Raw genomic sequence first — 15,039 nt, 5'->3', positions numbered from 1 at the left:
GGAGTGGCTAGGATGGATATTGTAATCATAGGAGGATTTTTAGGTGGTGGTAAAACTACATTATTGAACCATCTCATGTCCGAAGCGGTGACACAAGGGCTACAACCAGCAGTGATTATGAATGAGTTTGGTAAGCGAAGTGTGGATGGTCAATTAATTGATCAAGAGATCCCTTTAAATGAGCTTACTGAGGGCTGTATTTGTTGTGCAATGAAAGCAGATGTTTCGGATCAATTGCATCAACTCTATTTAGATTATCAACCTGATATTGTCTTTATTGAATGCAGTGGGATAGCAGAACCATTGGCAGTTGTAGATGCATGTTTAACACCCATCTTAGCACCATTTACTAGGATTAAATACATGGTTGGTATTGTAGATGTACATATGTATCAATCGTTAAAATCTTATCCAAAAGATATCCAAGGTTTGTTTTATGAACAATTGAGTCACTGTTCTCACTTGTTTGTGAATAAAATAGATTTAACGCATGTGGATGTTACCAGCCAATTATTAAAGGAATTAGAAATCATCAATCCAGAAGCGGATATTCAAGTAGGTATGTACGGTCGAATCACTTTGCCTAAATATACAAAAACTACCGATAACAATCTACAGATGACAAAGACTAAAATAGATCATCAATCGCTACATCAAGGTATTCATCATCAATACATCGAGACACCAGTCAAATGTAACCAACTACAGTTTATAGATTATTTAGACGCCTTACCGTCAAATATTTATCGTATGAAAGGATTTATTCAATTTATAGACCAACCGCATACTTATTTAGTTCAATATATGCAAGGTCAGTTTGAATTAACACCAGTAGCATTTGAGAAAGAAGTCCCCAACTATCTCGTGTTAATTGGAAAAAACATACAATATAACGATTATCGTCAATTATGTAATAGTAACAACGTTGAAGTAGGTCATTAAAGTATAAATCCCCATATAGACATGAAGATAACTGAGCTATTATCACCATGTGCTATATGGTTTTTTAGTTATGACTGTTTCTCGTTATGGTCTTTGTGGTAAATTTGAATAGAATTTTGGTAAAATATGAATAATGAGTGAACAAGCGTGTTAATAACTATTTTTCATCACCATTTATTATCATGTATTGATCATATAAGCATGTTTGTGATGAGAAAAGTTGCGTTATTCATTAATGAAACTGACATAATATATCTTTATATAAATTAAAAGGAGATGAGCTAACTTATGTCTCGTATCGTATTAGCTGAAGCATATCGTACACCAATTGGCGTGTTTGGAGGTGCTTTTAAAGATATTCCTGCCTATGATTTAGGTGCCACTTTAATTAAACACATTTTAAAGACAACTCAAATTGATCCAAATGAAATTAATGAAGTGATATTAGGTAACGTTTTACAAGCAGGTCAAGGACAAAATCCAGCTCGCATAGCAGCAATTAAGGGCGGTTTACCTGAATCCGTTCCAGCGTTTACAGTAAATAAAGTTTGTGGTTCAGGGTTAAAATCTATTCAATTAGCATATCAATCCATTTTAGCAGGGGACAATGATGTCGTATTAGCAGGCGGTATGGAAAGTATGTCCCAATCACCGATGCTTATGAAAAATGCACGATTCGGGTTTAAAATGGGTAACCAAGCGTTAGTTGATAGTATGGTAGCAGATGGATTAACAGACGTATTTAATGATTATCATATGGGCATTACGGCTGAAAACTTAGTTGAAAAATATAGTATTAGCCGTGAAGCGCAAGATGAATTTGCTGCACAATCACAACAAAAAGCAGAAGCCGCTCAAAATAGTGGTGCTTTTGATGCGGAAATCGTTCCAGTCGAGGTACCACAACGTAAAGGCGAGCCTATTGTCGTATCAGAAGACGAAGGCATTAGAAAAGGTACAACAGCTGATAAATTGAGTCACTTGAGACCTGCCTTTAAAAAGGACGGATCAGTAACAGCTGGTAATGCGTCAGGTATTAATGACGGTGCATCAATGATGTTAGTAATGACTGAAGAAAAGGCAAAAGAATTAAATATTAAACCTACCGCTATTTTAGACGGCTTTGGTACTAGCGGTGTGGATCCTTCTATTATGGGAATTGGTCCAGTTGACGCAGTGAAAAAAGCACTACAACGTACAAACCAATCTATTGAAGATATCGATGTTTTCGAACTTAATGAAGCATTTGCATCACAGGCTTTAGCAGTAAATCAAGAATTACAATTACCTGCTGAAAAGGTTAATACTAAAGGTGGTGCCATTGCTTTAGGTCATCCTATAGGTGCCTCAGGTGCACGTATATTAGTGACACTTTTACATCAATTAAACGAAGAAAAGCAATCAGGTATTGCATCATTATGTATTGGTGGCGGACAAGGTATTGCGACAGCGGTGACACGTTATCAAGAGTAAGGGGAAAAAGAGACCTAGATATTGTCAATTAATAAAACGAATAGTGAAGGATATAAGATGACACAAATAAATAAATTAATCGATTCTCAACAACCTGGAACAGTTTTAAAGATGACAGCCAAAGAAGGAAAAGGTGAAGAGTTATTTAATCTAACAAATAAGATGCACTACAACGGAGATCCAGATGGCCCAATAGATTGGATATTGTGTAAAGATGATCATAACCCCAATATTTTGTGGGCATTCGAATTTTATAGAGACGATGCCTCATTCAAACGTCATTTCGATAATCCAGTTATAGATGAAGGTCATGATAAAGTTATTGAGCTATTAGATGATGTGCCAACAAGAGTTGTAGTATATCCAGAATATTCAGGTAAGCAAAGCGAAAAAAATTCAGATTTATTGATTGATTCTCAACAACCTGGAACAGTTTTAAAGATGACAGCCAAAGAAGGAAAAGGTGAAGAGTTATTTAATTTAACAAATAAGATGCACTACAATGGAGATCCAGACGGCCCAATAGATTGGGTATTGTGTAGAGCCGTTGATGACCCAGATGTATTATGGGCATTTGAATTTTATAAAGATGATGCTTCATTTAAACGTCATTTTGATAATCCAGTTATAGACGAAGGACATGACAAAGTCATCGAATTGTTAGCGGATATGCCAATGAGAATAGAAGTTCATGCTATGTATTCTAGTAAAAAAGAATAAACAATAGATTGAGGTTACTAATTATGAATATTGTTTTTAGAATTGCATCATAGCAAATCATTAAAGTATTATTTTTTATATGCATCACAACGTACAATTTCAAATTGTACGTTGTTTTTTTGAAATCATACATCTTTTGGAAGGTAGAAGTAAATAATAAAATATGAAAGTAATGATATGAACATAATGTTTAAAATCAAGTTTAAATAAAAATATATAGATACATATATTGAAATTAGTACTCATAAAAAATGAATATCAAGTCAGAAATTGGACAATCATTGTTCAGTAAGTTATACTTTTACAATATTGTTTGCAAAATTTCAATTTTAGAACACTAAATTCAAAATTGAAATTATTTTAAGAATAAAATGAATTTGTATATACATTTTATAATTTTAATGTTATACTCACCATAGTTTGTTTGGTAAAAAATCTTGTTTTTTTAGCCTATGTATACCTGTTCAGTATACATAGGTTTTTTTATGGAATGAATTTACAATTTAAGTACCATTACAAAAAATGAGTCCTAAAATCACTAATTTAGTAAATAAGCTTTGCGAAAACAAAATCTTACTGGAGATGATGATTATGAACTCATATAAACATATAACTATAGAAGAGTATGAAAGAATATTATTTCTTAATGATATAGTTTTCACTTATCTATTAGTTATAATATGATTTATCACGCTATTCATTTAAGATGATTAACCCGTTTAAGTAAGTCATGGTAATCGTAGGTGTATCAGATTGCTAAGACATAGAGACAAGGTTAGGCATATTAAAAATCATCTAGAAATAGTGGGGAATTAGAAAAAGATATTCAATACGCGAACGACCTCAAGTAATTATGAAAGAGATACAGCTCGGGTGATTGAGAAGCTATTTCTGTCATTGGAAGAATTGGTAAATTTTGTCTCATTAGATTAGTAAATCGGAAAAATGTTTTTTACTTTGTGGCATGGCCTAAAAGAAACCTGGCTTTGTTAAGCAGAAAACTGTAGATTTACTTGTAAATTACCCAATGGTAAACGAGTATCTATTACAAGAGACAGATGCAAATATTTTTCTGAACATTCAGAAAAATATTTAGAACTAGATTTTTAAGTTTATAAGTCGAATACTCGTAAACAACTCAATTGGAAGACATCGGTTGAGTTCTTAGAAGATAAGATATTACACTTAATTTGAAAGGACATAAAAATCGGTCATTCAAATTAAGTGTTTTCTTAAAATCCAAAATAATTATTTTATATGATTTTCGATGATATTGCAGTATTTATTAAAGATTGTTTCATTCATATTTTTCTTGTTTTTTGGAGAAGTTATTTTACTTTTTATAAAATCTAGTAACATTTCTTTATTGTAGACACATCCAACATATTTATCTTCATTACCAATATATACATTATAATCACATTGATAGTTGAAATAAACTATTGGATTAATGAATGGTAAATTAAGTGTTTTTTGAAGAAATGATGCGCTAGTCATTGCCTGGATATAAGGATGACCATATGTATTAAAATGAAGAACATCATTATCGCTATCTAAAATAAATGTTTTATAGGACTTATTTTCAGCATCGTATATATACTTTTCCAGTCCTGACATATTAAATTTCTTCAAGTCATCTCCGCTAAAGTTATAATAAATATCGCCTTTCCAATATTTACTTTCTACCATAAACATACCTTTATTAGTAATAGCCAAATGATCTATTTGACGATTTTTGTTACATTTTAAATCATAAATAACTAAATCATCATATAAACTATACATAGAAATAATTGAATCTTTTTTTAATGTGGTCATTATCTCTTTTAACTGTTGAGAGGTTATTTGTTCACCTCTATTAGTAGGGGCATTTATTCTCTTCTTTAATTGATTATTTTCTTTCTTTAGATTTTCATTTTCTGATCTTAATTTATTAATTAAATTTATATTAGATGAATTTTCCATGTTATCCCACCTTAATAATTCATAGTAATTAAATAAATGTTATACTCATAATGTATTATATCATTTTATTATATAATTATTAATTTGAAACAAGGGGGATGTAGTTTATGACCTTACCTAACTTAATAGGACTTCAAACTCAAGTTCTATATATGTCTGATAATCAAAGTCTTTTTATCAAAGGTAGTGCAGGAAGCGGTAAATCTTTATTAGCGTTATATAGAGTTTATTGGCTTGCGAAAGTTCATCCAAATGAAAATACATTACTATTAACGTTTAATAAAGCTGTAAACGTAGATATGCAAAATAAGTTAAAACAAATTGCTGTTAGTAGAAATGAAGAAGTTCCAAATAATTTATTAGTTTATACATACCATCAATTTATGAGAAAGGTTCTTAAAAAATTATGGAATCACTTTGGTAGCAGTCTTGAGGGTTTATCTAAGTATATTAAAGATGATAATGGTACTACAAAAGTACGACTTTATAATTCTTCGAAATTAAAAACAGAAGTTGTTGAAAAGGCACTTGAAGAAACTAGGGAAAAGTACCCAGAAGAAGTAACTTTACAAAGACCGGTTACTGTTTTTTTTGATGAAATATCTTGGATACAACGGATGGCTATTAAAGATGAAGAAGAGTACTATGAAGCAGATAGAATTGGTAGACAAGGAACTAGAATAGAAAGGGCTAAAAGGCATTATTTTTATGAGGTTTATAAACTATATATAGAAAAAAGAGAATCAGATGAATATTTAGCTTTTTGTGACTTTGATGATATAGGTACCATTATAAGAAATCTACTTGATAACTGCCCAGATAATCAATTCATCGAAAATGTTCTAAAGTTAAACCATATTGTTATTGATGAATTTCAAGATTTTTCCTCTGGTATGTTAATGACCATGAATAAATTGTTGAAGGAAAAAGGCACGTTAACGCTATTAGGCGATATTAAACAAGGAGTATTTGGAAAAAGAATTTCATTTAAGTCTCTAGGAATAGAATTAAATAAATATAAAAATTTTGAATTAGAATTTAATTATAGAAATACTAAAGAAATTAGTGATTTAGCTGAAATAATAGTAAACTCTGAGTATTTTGATAAAACAAATGAACTGTATTCTAAAACGATTAAAGGTGCAAGAAAGGGCCGAGTGCCTAAAATTTATAAATATAAAGATGAAAATGCTGAACTAGCTGCAATAGTTAGATATATTAAAGATTATTTAAATAAGCATTATGAATCAGTTAGTGTTGGTATTATTGTTCCAACATCAAAATTCAATAATACAAAAACATATTTAGAGAGTCGTCAAATTAAAGTAAACAATTTTAATGAAATATCAAATGATAAACAGAAAAATGAAGTGTATTTTGGCACTTATAAGCAAGTTAAAGGACTAGAGTTTGATGTTGTATTAATGCCGTTTATGAATAGAGAGAATTTTTTAAGTCAAGCGAGATCTTATAATGAAGAGTTAGATATTGATGATGATATCGGTTTAGAAGATATAGACGCAGATATTTTGGAAATAGAGTTAGCTCAGTTATATGTAGGTGTCACTAGAGCTAGAAACGAATTGTTTATAACTACAACTGGTGAACTGACTCCGTTATTACCATCGGAAACATTTAAACAATATATTTTTGAGGGGAGTAACTAATTGAATATGTATCAAAGTATTATATCTAACCGTCATATTACTAGACTTTGTCACTTTACTAAAACTAAAAATTTGCCGTTTATTTTAGGGAACGGAGAAGATAGCAATAATGGAATAGTTGCTAATCAATATATAACTGATTTATCTTTTCTTGAAAAAATAGACCAGAATAGATTTGATAATCATGAGGATTTTATATGTACATCCGTTCAATATCCGAATTGTCTATATTTTTCAACAGCAATTTCTAAAAACGAAGAAAATATATTTAATGAATGGGTAATTCTCGAAATAGATCCGAGCATAATTAATGATAATAGTAAGTTTTGTCCTGTTAATGCTGCTACAAAAAATGGTAGTTTAATAAATTCAGGTGTTAATTCTTTTGAGGGGCTATTTGATTCAGTGGTGTCAGGCAAAAAAGAAATCAAACGTAATATATTTTATCCGGATAATACACCAACTAATATACAAGCTGAAGTGTTAATATACAAAATGATAGATAAATCTGATATCAAAGGACTGATTTTTCCAACCAAAAATATAGCCCAAAAAGAATGTTTGAGATTAGAATTATGCAATATCGACTTAAATGAATTAACTATTAAAGTATCTCAAGACCTATTTGATAAAAAACGTATGCTAGATTTATTAAATAATGGCGAAACGCCTAAGGAAAGGATTTTAAATAAAGAAGATTATGGCTTATAGATATGTATATATTGTTGATCAAGAAACTAAAAAGAATAAAAAAATTAAAGTTGAATTTACGTGGCATTCAGGATTTTCGAAAGAACAAAAACAAAAAAATATGATATCTTTACATCAAACTTTTTTAGAGCGATTTTCTAACTATAAAATATTAGAAGTATCTACAAAATCAAAAGTTGATGTTGGTGTGAAAGCAAGTGCATTTAATTTAACTATTGAAACAAAGAAAGGAAATACATTTTCAGTAGAAGAACTATTTCAGACAAGCAAAGTATATAAAAAAAATGGCGATCAATCCCATTTGCTTAAAGATAATGTTGATATTCGTGAAATCAAACGTAAATTGAGAGAGATAAATGAAAATGATGAGATGATTAGATATTCATGTTTTAATCAAGATTTTCCTTTAGAACCTAGGACACTCTTTTACAATTGGCTATACATTAATGTATTAAATCGAAATGAGCAACTTGCTAAAGAAGTATTAAAATTTGACGCGTTTACTGATATAGAATTTAATCCGAAACGTTCATATAATTGCCAAGCTGAAGCTTGCTCTATATACGTATCCTTAGTTCGAAGAGATTTACTTGAAAAGGCATTGAATAGCGTAGAGAACTTTAAAGAAATAGTGTATGCAGATGTATAACATTTAGTTTAATGAATAAAAAGTTATGGAGATTTTTCAGGATAGTGAATTAGAAGATGGGAGTGGGACAGAAATAAAATTTATATCGTTGTCCCACCCCGGCAAGGTTGACTAGAATTAAAAAAGCTTGTAAAAAGCGCATTTTTAATTCAGTCAACTACTGCTAATACATATTTTAATACTTAGATATATATTTATGTCCCAGTCTGATTACACTTAAATTGTCTTCTGAGAGATAGACGAACCTTATGAATAATACTACTTATTTTACTGAATTAAAAAGTTAATAATTAACCAAATTAGTTGTATCGAAACTGGTATGGCAAACTGATCAATCAATAACCATATCAATACTATAGTTTGTTTTAATGTTTCACTAATTAATTCATTAAATATAGAATATACAACTAAATTTAGTATTGATAATAGCCAGAATAAGATTACAATTCATCAAAATATCCACGATATATTCATCTAATTTTTTCCTTTTATTTTTACAATAACATTTATATTATATTTAAATGAGACACGTAATTTTCAAATGTATAATTAATATACTTCATTTATTTTTTAATATTCTCAATAAAAAGGGGATTAGTGCTAAAAAAAGTGATAATGATGCAAATAACCAAGCATGACTTGCTCCACTTATGAGTTTGTCTGAATTTGAAGAATTACTAATAAATAGCGAAGTAACTGCTGTATAAAAAGCAATACCTATATTTTGAACCATTCTTTGCGTAGCTCCAACAGTACCTTGAATGTCTTGTGACACAGTTTTCATGATTGCTGATGTATTAGATGGTAAGAAAAACCCTCCACCTATACCATATAGTAATAGCAATAGACTTATTGTTATAGGGTTTAACATATATTGTAATAATCCTAAGTTGGTATATGAAACAATCATAATAAGTAACCCTATAGTCATTAAGATAATATTGCCAATACGAGAAATTAATTTACCAGTTACTTTTGAAATAATTACTAATCCTAAAGGAGATGTCAAATTCACTAAGCCTATTTGCCAAGATGAAAGATGATTAACTTTTTCTAAAACATAGGGAGGAATGATAAATCCTAAAGATGTTGTACCTCCAAAAACAAATATTGCAAATATAGGAGCTGAAAATGATAAGTTTTTAAATAAACGTAAATTGATAATAGGATGATTCGTTTTTAGCTCCCATACAATAAATAAACAAAAAACAATCATAAATAATAAAAAATTCCCATATACTGATACATAAAAAATAGAGTGGGAAGACCAAGACGTTAAACTTATTAATAAACAAAATATAGATAGAAATAGTAAAAAGTTCCCTCGTATATCTAAATGAATAGATGTACTTTTTTGCCCTTGAATATATTTTTTTAAGAGCAAAGATCCTATTAATCCTATAAAGATAAAGGGGATATTGATCCAAAATATCCATCGCCAATTACCTATAGATATTAAAAGACCTCCGATACTTGGTCCTAAAACAGGACCTATACCTAATAGAATACTTAGAGTCCCTAATGCTGGCCCTTGTCTATCTTCAGGAATAGTTGTAGTAATAATCGCTGTAGCAGTTCCTTGTAGCATAGCAGCGCCTATACCTTGTAAACCACGAAACACGATTAATTGCATAATACTATTTGAAAATCCGCAGAGAATAGAAGCGATTAAAAAAACAGTTAATCCCAAACTATATATATTTAAGCGACTGTATTTATCACTTAATCTACCAAATATTATAATTGTACCTGTTAACAATAAAGTGTACAGTGTAACGCTCCAAGTAATAAAAGAAGGAGTAACATTAAAAGATTTTGATAAAGTCGGTAATGCGACATTGATAATTCCACTATCAAGAGTAGATAAAAACATTCCTATTCCTGCTGTGAAAACAACTAAATGATCGAAATACTTAGAAGAATACATCTGTCATACCTCCTTATTTAACTAATTTAATCATACCCATATAATATTTCGTTGAACACCGAAATATTATATGGGTATGATTGAGTTGTACTAATAGAAAGGGTGTATTATATGTATGAAAATTTTGCTGATAATATTCTCCTTATTGGACATAAGACACGTTTAACTATGCTGATTGAATTATCAAGTGGTAAAGCACTTCCGGCTGGAGAATTAGCTAAATTAGCGGGTGTAAAACCTCAAACAGCCAGTGAACATCTTTCAAAATTAGTAGAAGCTAATTTAATTTCAGTAAATACGTGGGGACGACATCGGTATTATAAAATTGATAATGATAAAGTCGTGGATGCTATCAATGCTTTAGCTGTGATATCTCCACCTATGAATAGCAAGTCGTTAAAAGAAACGACAAAAAAAGAAAAGTTATCTTATTGTCGTACTTGTTATGGTCATATTGCTGGTAAAGTAGGAGTTGAATTTACTGATTCATTGCTACGTAATGATTATCTTGAGGAGTGTGAAGGTTATTATAAATTAACTGAAAACGGAAAGATATGGTTAGGACAATTAGGTCTTGAAACAGAAAGGAATTTATATACTAAGCCTATTCCAAAACATTTAGATTGGACTGAAAGAAAATATCATATAGCAGGTCCTATTTCTTTGAAAATAACTAAAATGTTAATTGAATTGTCTTGGTTACAAGTAACGGAAGTAAATAGATGTCTTAAAGTAACGAGAAAAGGGGAAGAATCTTTTAAAACACAATTAAATATGATTACTTAATAAGAGTTACTAATTATATCCCTATAAAAATGCCCTTACTATTTCGTAAAGTAAGGGCATTTTGTGTATTAATTAATGTTAATTATTTCTTCTTTTTAACAATTTTTTAATAGGTGCTGTTTCCATATATTTAATCTCTCAATTATGATAAATGAATATAGTTATAAGGTTTAGCTTGGCTTGCTGAAATGGTACGAGTGTCTGTTACAAATGGTCCTCCCGAATAGTTCATTTCTGAAACGGTTACTGAACCATCACTACTGACGCTTTCTACATAAGCAACATGGCCATAACTACCCGCTGATGATTGTAAAATAGCGCCTTTTTCAGGTGTGTGATTTACAGTATAGCCATCTGCTTGTGCTGCACTTGCCCAATTGTTTGCATTGCCCCAAGTAGTGCTGATTTTGCCTCCGACTCTATCGTAAACGTACCATGTACATTGCCCAGCAGTGTATAAGTTACCAGATGTAGATGATGTCGTTTTTTTAGACGTGGATTGCGTAGTAGATGAATGACTTGATGATGAACTTGAAGAATTTGAACTACTTGAACTATTGCTTGTAGTTGTATTGTTATTTTGTTTGAATGATTGTTGTTTAAATTGTGGCTGTTTATAACCACTAGATTGATGATTAAACTGTGGATGCCATTGCCCATTCATTTGATTATAATTTTGGTTGTCTTGATGGCTAAATTGTCCATTAAATCCTCTGGGGCTTTGTTGGTGAAATTGCCCTTGTTGTTGAGGTGCTTGATGATGATTATATTCTGCAGCATCTGCATGATTGTCATTTATCCCAAATAATGACATACCAATACCAGCAGTTAGAGTTGAAATTGTAGCGATTTTTTTCATAATAAAACGTCCTCCCAAAAGTTGTATGTCTACCATAGATTGAAGTAGCGAAAGGCAGCATACATTACCGTTTTTTATTTAAAAATTTCGTTGCGAACAACGATAAGCTACACTCTAACAGAACAATTGATAATTTTGGTCAATGTTACGATTTCGTAATTGAAATTCAATTCACCTGAACAACACCGTAATAATAGAGTTGACAATATTACTTAGTGTAATAAAACGTGAAGTAGTGATGTTTGCTATGTTAATTTTATGTTTTGTAATTATTGAATTAGCTTGAACGTTACAAATGATTGTAATAAATGTAGGAGGACGATTTATTATAAAACCACTATAATGAGCCGATATTCTGATTTGAAAAGTAAAAAAAAGCACTCATCAAAGAGTGCCGTTTAATTTAAAAGAATGTGAGTAGTATGAAGATGATGAAAAAAATGCTAGTGAAAGTAACTTCTTTCCAATTTTTCTCAATGGTATATGCCACCACGGAGAGTAATAGACCAATAATGATAAAAATATTATCTACTGATTTTAAGTGGACTCCTCCATAAATACTATCTAATATAATACGAAGAATAAAAATGAGCACGCCAATTATGATTAGTGCTATACTAACCAATTTTAAGTAATGAGATATTTTTGTACTATTTGTCTTTTTGTCATTGATATTTTTAGAACTCATATCCTCCACCCCTATACAATAAATTTACTACTCTATCATTATTAATATTCACAATAAAATAATTTGAAAATGATGATTGAGTAATAAGATGTTTCAGATAATAGTTAAGTGAAATATATAATTAGAGAATGATTGAGGAGGGCTTTGCATATGTTTAATAACAAGAAAGCAGATGATCGCTTTGATGTAGAAAAGGTCTCAAAAGATTCTACTATGCGTTGTTATGTATTAACTGATAAAGAAACAGGCATCCAATATCTTGCTACTTGGGTGAGTACAGGTGGTGGTATTACACCATTATTAGATGAAAATGGAAATATAACCAAAGTGGATACTACTTCGTTGAAAAATGATTAATTTTTTATAGGAGGTATTACTTTGGTACTCATGGTTATCAGCAGTCTTGTAACCATTTTTATTCTACTTAGTATAAGTAAATTTTTTAAAGAAAATGAGAAATAAAAACTGCAACGGCAAGCTTGTAATTCAAAACAAGTTGCTGCCGTTGCAGTTATTTATATATTAGAGTGTTTTCGTCTATATTAAGATGAATAAGAGATGACCCTAAATATTGGGAATAATATTAAAAAATAGTATAGCTAAATAAATGCATTGTTTTCTCATTTACTAGGTAAAACCATTCTCATATATCAAGTGAAATGACATATTTACTTAAACATAAAAAGCGACAGGCTGGGACATTAATATATTTTTCAAGTTACATTTATATTTAGGCAGTCGTTGACTGTAAAGTCATTCTTTTTCTTAAAGAAATTAGAATGACTTACACATGAGTATTAACTCATGTGTTCAGATTAAGTTTAAGAGGTATACATGAACTTAAAAGTTCATGCATAAAACCGTCTAAGTAATGAATTACAAAGACGGTCTAATGTACCAAGCTTTTTCCTTTCTAGTCAACCATGCCGGGGTGGGACAACGAAATAAATTATAAGAAAATATTATTTCTGTCCCACTCCCTTCCTTTATCACTTAAAGCATATTAACTTAACTTACTAGAAAACATTTTTATCAAATATACAACTTGTTCTTCTATGTTTTCTTTTTGGCAATTTTTTTCAGTTAAGTAAATACTTATCAATTCAATAATGCCACTCGCTAAGAATTGAAGGAATAGAGTGTAATCTAGATTTCTTCTCAATATGTACTCTTTATCAATTTTTTGATCAAGTTCAGTTACAATAAAATTTTGTAATTGATTTTTATATTTGTTAGCATTTTGGATATTAAATAATTGATTAAAAAATGATTTATTATCTTCAAAATAGTCAAACCAAATTTTTGTTCCTTCTTTTAAGCCTAGATCCTTTTTATATTCGCAAATTATTGCGAGGTCTTCGAACTTTTTATTTACAATCGAGTCTAACAAATCATATTTATCTAAATAATGTAAATAAAAAGTTTTACGTCCTATTTGAGCGTGTTCAGTAATATCCTTAATTGTTGTTTTTTCAAAACCCTGGGTATTAAACAACTTAAGAAAGCTTTCATGAATTAATTTCTTCGTTTTTACGACACGTAAGTCCATTGTCTAACTCACCTTTCTTATAACCCATCTTTTTAAAAATGAGTATTATTTCACATATATGACTATCTATGAATTGTATTATTATTGGTATTTGTTATTATACCATTATACACACAAGAGTATTAAGTATCTAGAGAGTTTTAAAAGGGAAAGGGGTTATTTATAATGAAAGAACAAAATCTAAAGTTTAAAACAAGAAATATATATACGACAGGTATTTTGAGAACACCAGATAATGTAGGCAATGAGTCACTTCCAACGATTGTTGTTATGCACCCTATTAGTAGTGTAAAAGAACAAACGGCAAGTATTTACGCTGAGCGTTTAACTGAGGAAGGATTTGTAACTTTCGCTTTTGATGCAGGTCATCAAGGTGAACTAGCAGAAAGTCCAGGATATTTAGAAAACCCTTATTATAGAGTTGAAGATGTAAAATTTGCGATTGATTATTTAAACACACTAGACGTGGTAGATAATTCGCGTATTGGTATATTAGGAATCTGTGGTGGCGGTGGTTATGCTGTTAATGCTAGTCTAACAGATAAGCGTATAAAAGCTGTGGGATCAGTTGTTGGAGCCGATTTTGGTACTTTAACAAGAGAAGGAGATTTATCTCCAAATGCAGCATTAGATACTCTTCATTCAATTGCACAACAACGTGAAGCTGAAGCAACTGGCGCTGACCCTGCTTATACACAGTATATTCCTGATTCTGAGGAGCAACGCCAACAAGCTAATGCTAATGATATAGATATTAAACAAGCTGTAGACTATTACCAAACAGAGCGCGGTAATCATCCAAATGCTATCAACAGATTTCGAGTTATAAGCACTGGTGAGATTGCAGGGTTTGATGCGTATCACTTAGCTGATAAATTGTTAGATCAACCATTATATATTGTGGCGGGTAATATACCGGGCACATTTGGTTCATATCGCTTTGCTTATGAACTATTCGATAAAGCTTATACTAAAGATAAAAAGTTGCACATTGTAGAAGGTGCGTCTCACTATGATCTATATGATCAACCAAAACCAGTAGATGAAGCGCTATCTGGATTAATTCCATTTTATAAAGAAAAACTATAATAAGGAGTGATTGT

General features: G+C 30.4%; 13 protein-coding genes. 9 read left to right on the top strand and 4 right to left on the bottom strand.

Annotated features, from left to right (window positions below; genetic code table 11):
- Positions 1 to 12: 12 nt before the first annotated feature.
- The 3 genes from LPC11_RS12075 (at position 13) to LPC11_RS12065 (ending at position 3,135) form a co-directional block, all read left to right on the top strand.
- Complete coding sequence (locus LPC11_RS12075) at positions 13 to 942, top strand: CobW family GTP-binding protein (RefSeq protein ID WP_023374507.1); 930 nt, start codon at positions 13 to 15, stop codon at positions 940 to 942.
- Between the two features lie 288 nt (positions 943 to 1,230).
- Positions 1,231 to 2,415, top strand: coding sequence for an acetyl-CoA C-acetyltransferase (locus LPC11_RS12070; protein ID WP_231307288.1), 1,185 nt, complete (start codon positions 1,231 to 1,233; stop codon positions 2,413 to 2,415).
- Between the two features lie 57 nt (positions 2,416 to 2,472).
- Positions 2,473 to 3,135, top strand: a complete 663-nt coding sequence (locus LPC11_RS12065) for a putative quinol monooxygenase (protein ID WP_023374509.1) — start codon at positions 2,473 to 2,475, stop codon at positions 3,133 to 3,135.
- A gap of 1,248 nt (positions 3,136 to 4,383) precedes the next feature.
- Here the strand turns inward: LPC11_RS12065 and LPC11_RS12060 are convergent.
- Positions 4,384 to 5,100, bottom strand: a complete 717-nt coding sequence (locus LPC11_RS12060) for a nuclease-related domain-containing protein (protein ID WP_231307287.1) — start codon at positions 5,098 to 5,100, stop codon at positions 4,384 to 4,386.
- Positions 5,101 to 5,207: 107 nt separating this feature from the next.
- Here LPC11_RS12060 and LPC11_RS12055 point away from each other — a divergent pair, with 107 nt between their 5' ends.
- From LPC11_RS12055 to LPC11_RS12045, 3 genes are read left to right on the top strand one after another with little or no spacing between them, the layout of a single operon-like run.
- Positions 5,208 to 6,767, top strand: a complete 1,560-nt coding sequence (locus LPC11_RS12055; protein WP_231307286.1) for a UvrD-helicase domain-containing protein — start codon at positions 5,208 to 5,210, stop codon at positions 6,765 to 6,767.
- 6 nt (positions 6,768 to 6,773) lie between these two features.
- Positions 6,774 to 7,478, top strand: a complete 705-nt coding sequence (locus LPC11_RS12050; protein ID WP_023374512.1) for a DarT ssDNA thymidine ADP-ribosyltransferase family protein — start codon at positions 6,774 to 6,776, stop codon at positions 7,476 to 7,478.
- Positions 7,468 to 8,127 (top strand): DarT1-associated NADAR antitoxin family protein, encoded by a 660-nt coding sequence (locus LPC11_RS12045; RefSeq protein ID WP_023374513.1) that lies wholly within the window; start codon positions 7,468 to 7,470, stop codon positions 8,125 to 8,127. Before LPC11_RS12050 ends, LPC11_RS12045 begins: the two co-directional genes overlap by 11 nt.
- 559 nt (positions 8,128 to 8,686) lie before the next feature.
- Here the strand turns inward: LPC11_RS12045 and LPC11_RS12040 are convergent.
- Positions 8,687 to 10,054 carry an MFS transporter gene (locus LPC11_RS12040; protein WP_023374514.1) on the bottom strand — a complete coding sequence of 456 codons (1,368 nt, stop codon included), beginning with the start codon at positions 10,052 to 10,054 and terminating at the stop codon, positions 8,687 to 8,689.
- Between the two features lie 111 nt (positions 10,055 to 10,165).
- Between LPC11_RS12040 and LPC11_RS12035 the strand changes: the two genes are divergently transcribed.
- Positions 10,166 to 10,840, top strand: coding sequence for an ArsR/SmtB family transcription factor (locus LPC11_RS12035; protein ID WP_104681488.1), 675 nt, complete (start codon positions 10,166 to 10,168; stop codon positions 10,838 to 10,840).
- A gap of 142 nt (positions 10,841 to 10,982) precedes the next feature.
- On the opposite strand, the gene LPC11_RS12030 is transcribed toward LPC11_RS12035, so the two are convergent.
- Positions 10,983 to 11,699, bottom strand: coding sequence for a CHAP domain-containing protein (locus LPC11_RS12030; protein ID WP_231307285.1), 717 nt, complete (start codon positions 11,697 to 11,699; stop codon positions 10,983 to 10,985).
- An 838-nt stretch (positions 11,700 to 12,537) separates the two neighbouring features.
- Here LPC11_RS12030 and LPC11_RS12025 point away from each other — a divergent pair.
- Positions 12,538 to 12,744, top strand: a complete 207-nt coding sequence (locus LPC11_RS12025; RefSeq protein WP_002466538.1) for a DUF6440 family protein — start codon at positions 12,538 to 12,540, stop codon at positions 12,742 to 12,744.
- A 646-nt stretch (positions 12,745 to 13,390) separates the two neighbouring features.
- On the opposite strand, the gene LPC11_RS12020 is transcribed toward LPC11_RS12025, so the two are convergent.
- Complete coding sequence (locus tag LPC11_RS12020; RefSeq protein ID WP_023374518.1) at positions 13,391 to 13,936, bottom strand: TetR family transcriptional regulator; 546 nt, start codon at positions 13,934 to 13,936, stop codon at positions 13,391 to 13,393.
- Positions 13,937 to 14,101: 165 nt separating this feature from the next.
- On the opposite strand from LPC11_RS12020, the gene LPC11_RS12015 reads away from it, so the two are divergent.
- Positions 14,102 to 15,025, top strand: coding sequence for an alpha/beta hydrolase (locus LPC11_RS12015; RefSeq protein WP_023374519.1), 924 nt, complete (start codon positions 14,102 to 14,104; stop codon positions 15,023 to 15,025).
- The last annotated feature ends 14 nt before the right edge of the window (positions 15,026 to 15,039 follow it).

The organism is Staphylococcus sp. HL28 (genome assembly GCF_021117155.1).
GTDB classification, from domain to species: domain Bacteria; phylum Bacillota; class Bacilli; order Staphylococcales; family Staphylococcaceae; genus Staphylococcus; species Staphylococcus warneri.
Note: the sequence above shows the minus strand (reverse complement) of the source record. Positions and strands in the feature narration are given on the sequence as shown.

What these genes read in the sequence shown, in the direction of transcription:
- LPC11_RS12075 (WP_023374507.1), top strand. Translation starts at nt 13, where the DNA reads ATGGATATTGTAATCATAGGAGGATTTTTAGGTGGTGGTAAAACTACA.
- LPC11_RS12070 (WP_231307288.1), top strand. Translation starts at nt 1,231, where the DNA reads ATGTCTCGTATCGTATTAGCTGAAGCATATCGTACACCAATTGGCGTG.
- LPC11_RS12065 (WP_023374509.1), top strand. Translation starts at nt 2,473, where the DNA reads ATGACACAAATAAATAAATTAATCGATTCTCAACAACCTGGAACAGTT.
- LPC11_RS12060 (WP_231307287.1), bottom strand. Translation starts at nt 5,100, where the DNA reads ATGGAAAATTCATCTAATATAAATTTAATTAATAAATTAAGATCAGAA.
- LPC11_RS12055 (WP_231307286.1), top strand. Translation starts at nt 5,208, where the DNA reads ATGACCTTACCTAACTTAATAGGACTTCAAACTCAAGTTCTATATATG.
- LPC11_RS12050 (WP_023374512.1), top strand. Translation starts at nt 6,774, where the DNA reads ATGTATCAAAGTATTATATCTAACCGTCATATTACTAGACTTTGTCAC.
- LPC11_RS12045 (WP_023374513.1), top strand. Translation starts at nt 7,468, where the DNA reads ATGGCTTATAGATATGTATATATTGTTGATCAAGAAACTAAAAAGAAT.
- LPC11_RS12040 (WP_023374514.1), bottom strand. Translation starts at nt 10,054, where the DNA reads ATGTATTCTTCTAAGTATTTCGATCATTTAGTTGTTTTCACAGCAGGA.
- LPC11_RS12035 (WP_104681488.1), top strand. Translation starts at nt 10,166, where the DNA reads ATGTATGAAAATTTTGCTGATAATATTCTCCTTATTGGACATAAGACA.
- LPC11_RS12030 (WP_231307285.1), bottom strand. Translation starts at nt 11,699, where the DNA reads ATGAAAAAAATCGCTACAATTTCAACTCTAACTGCTGGTATTGGTATG.
- LPC11_RS12025 (WP_002466538.1), top strand. Translation starts at nt 12,538, where the DNA reads ATGTTTAATAACAAGAAAGCAGATGATCGCTTTGATGTAGAAAAGGTC.
- LPC11_RS12020 (WP_023374518.1), bottom strand. Translation starts at nt 13,936, where the DNA reads ATGGACTTACGTGTCGTAAAAACGAAGAAATTAATTCATGAAAGCTTT.
- LPC11_RS12015 (WP_023374519.1), top strand. Translation starts at nt 14,102, where the DNA reads ATGAAAGAACAAAATCTAAAGTTTAAAACAAGAAATATATATACGACA.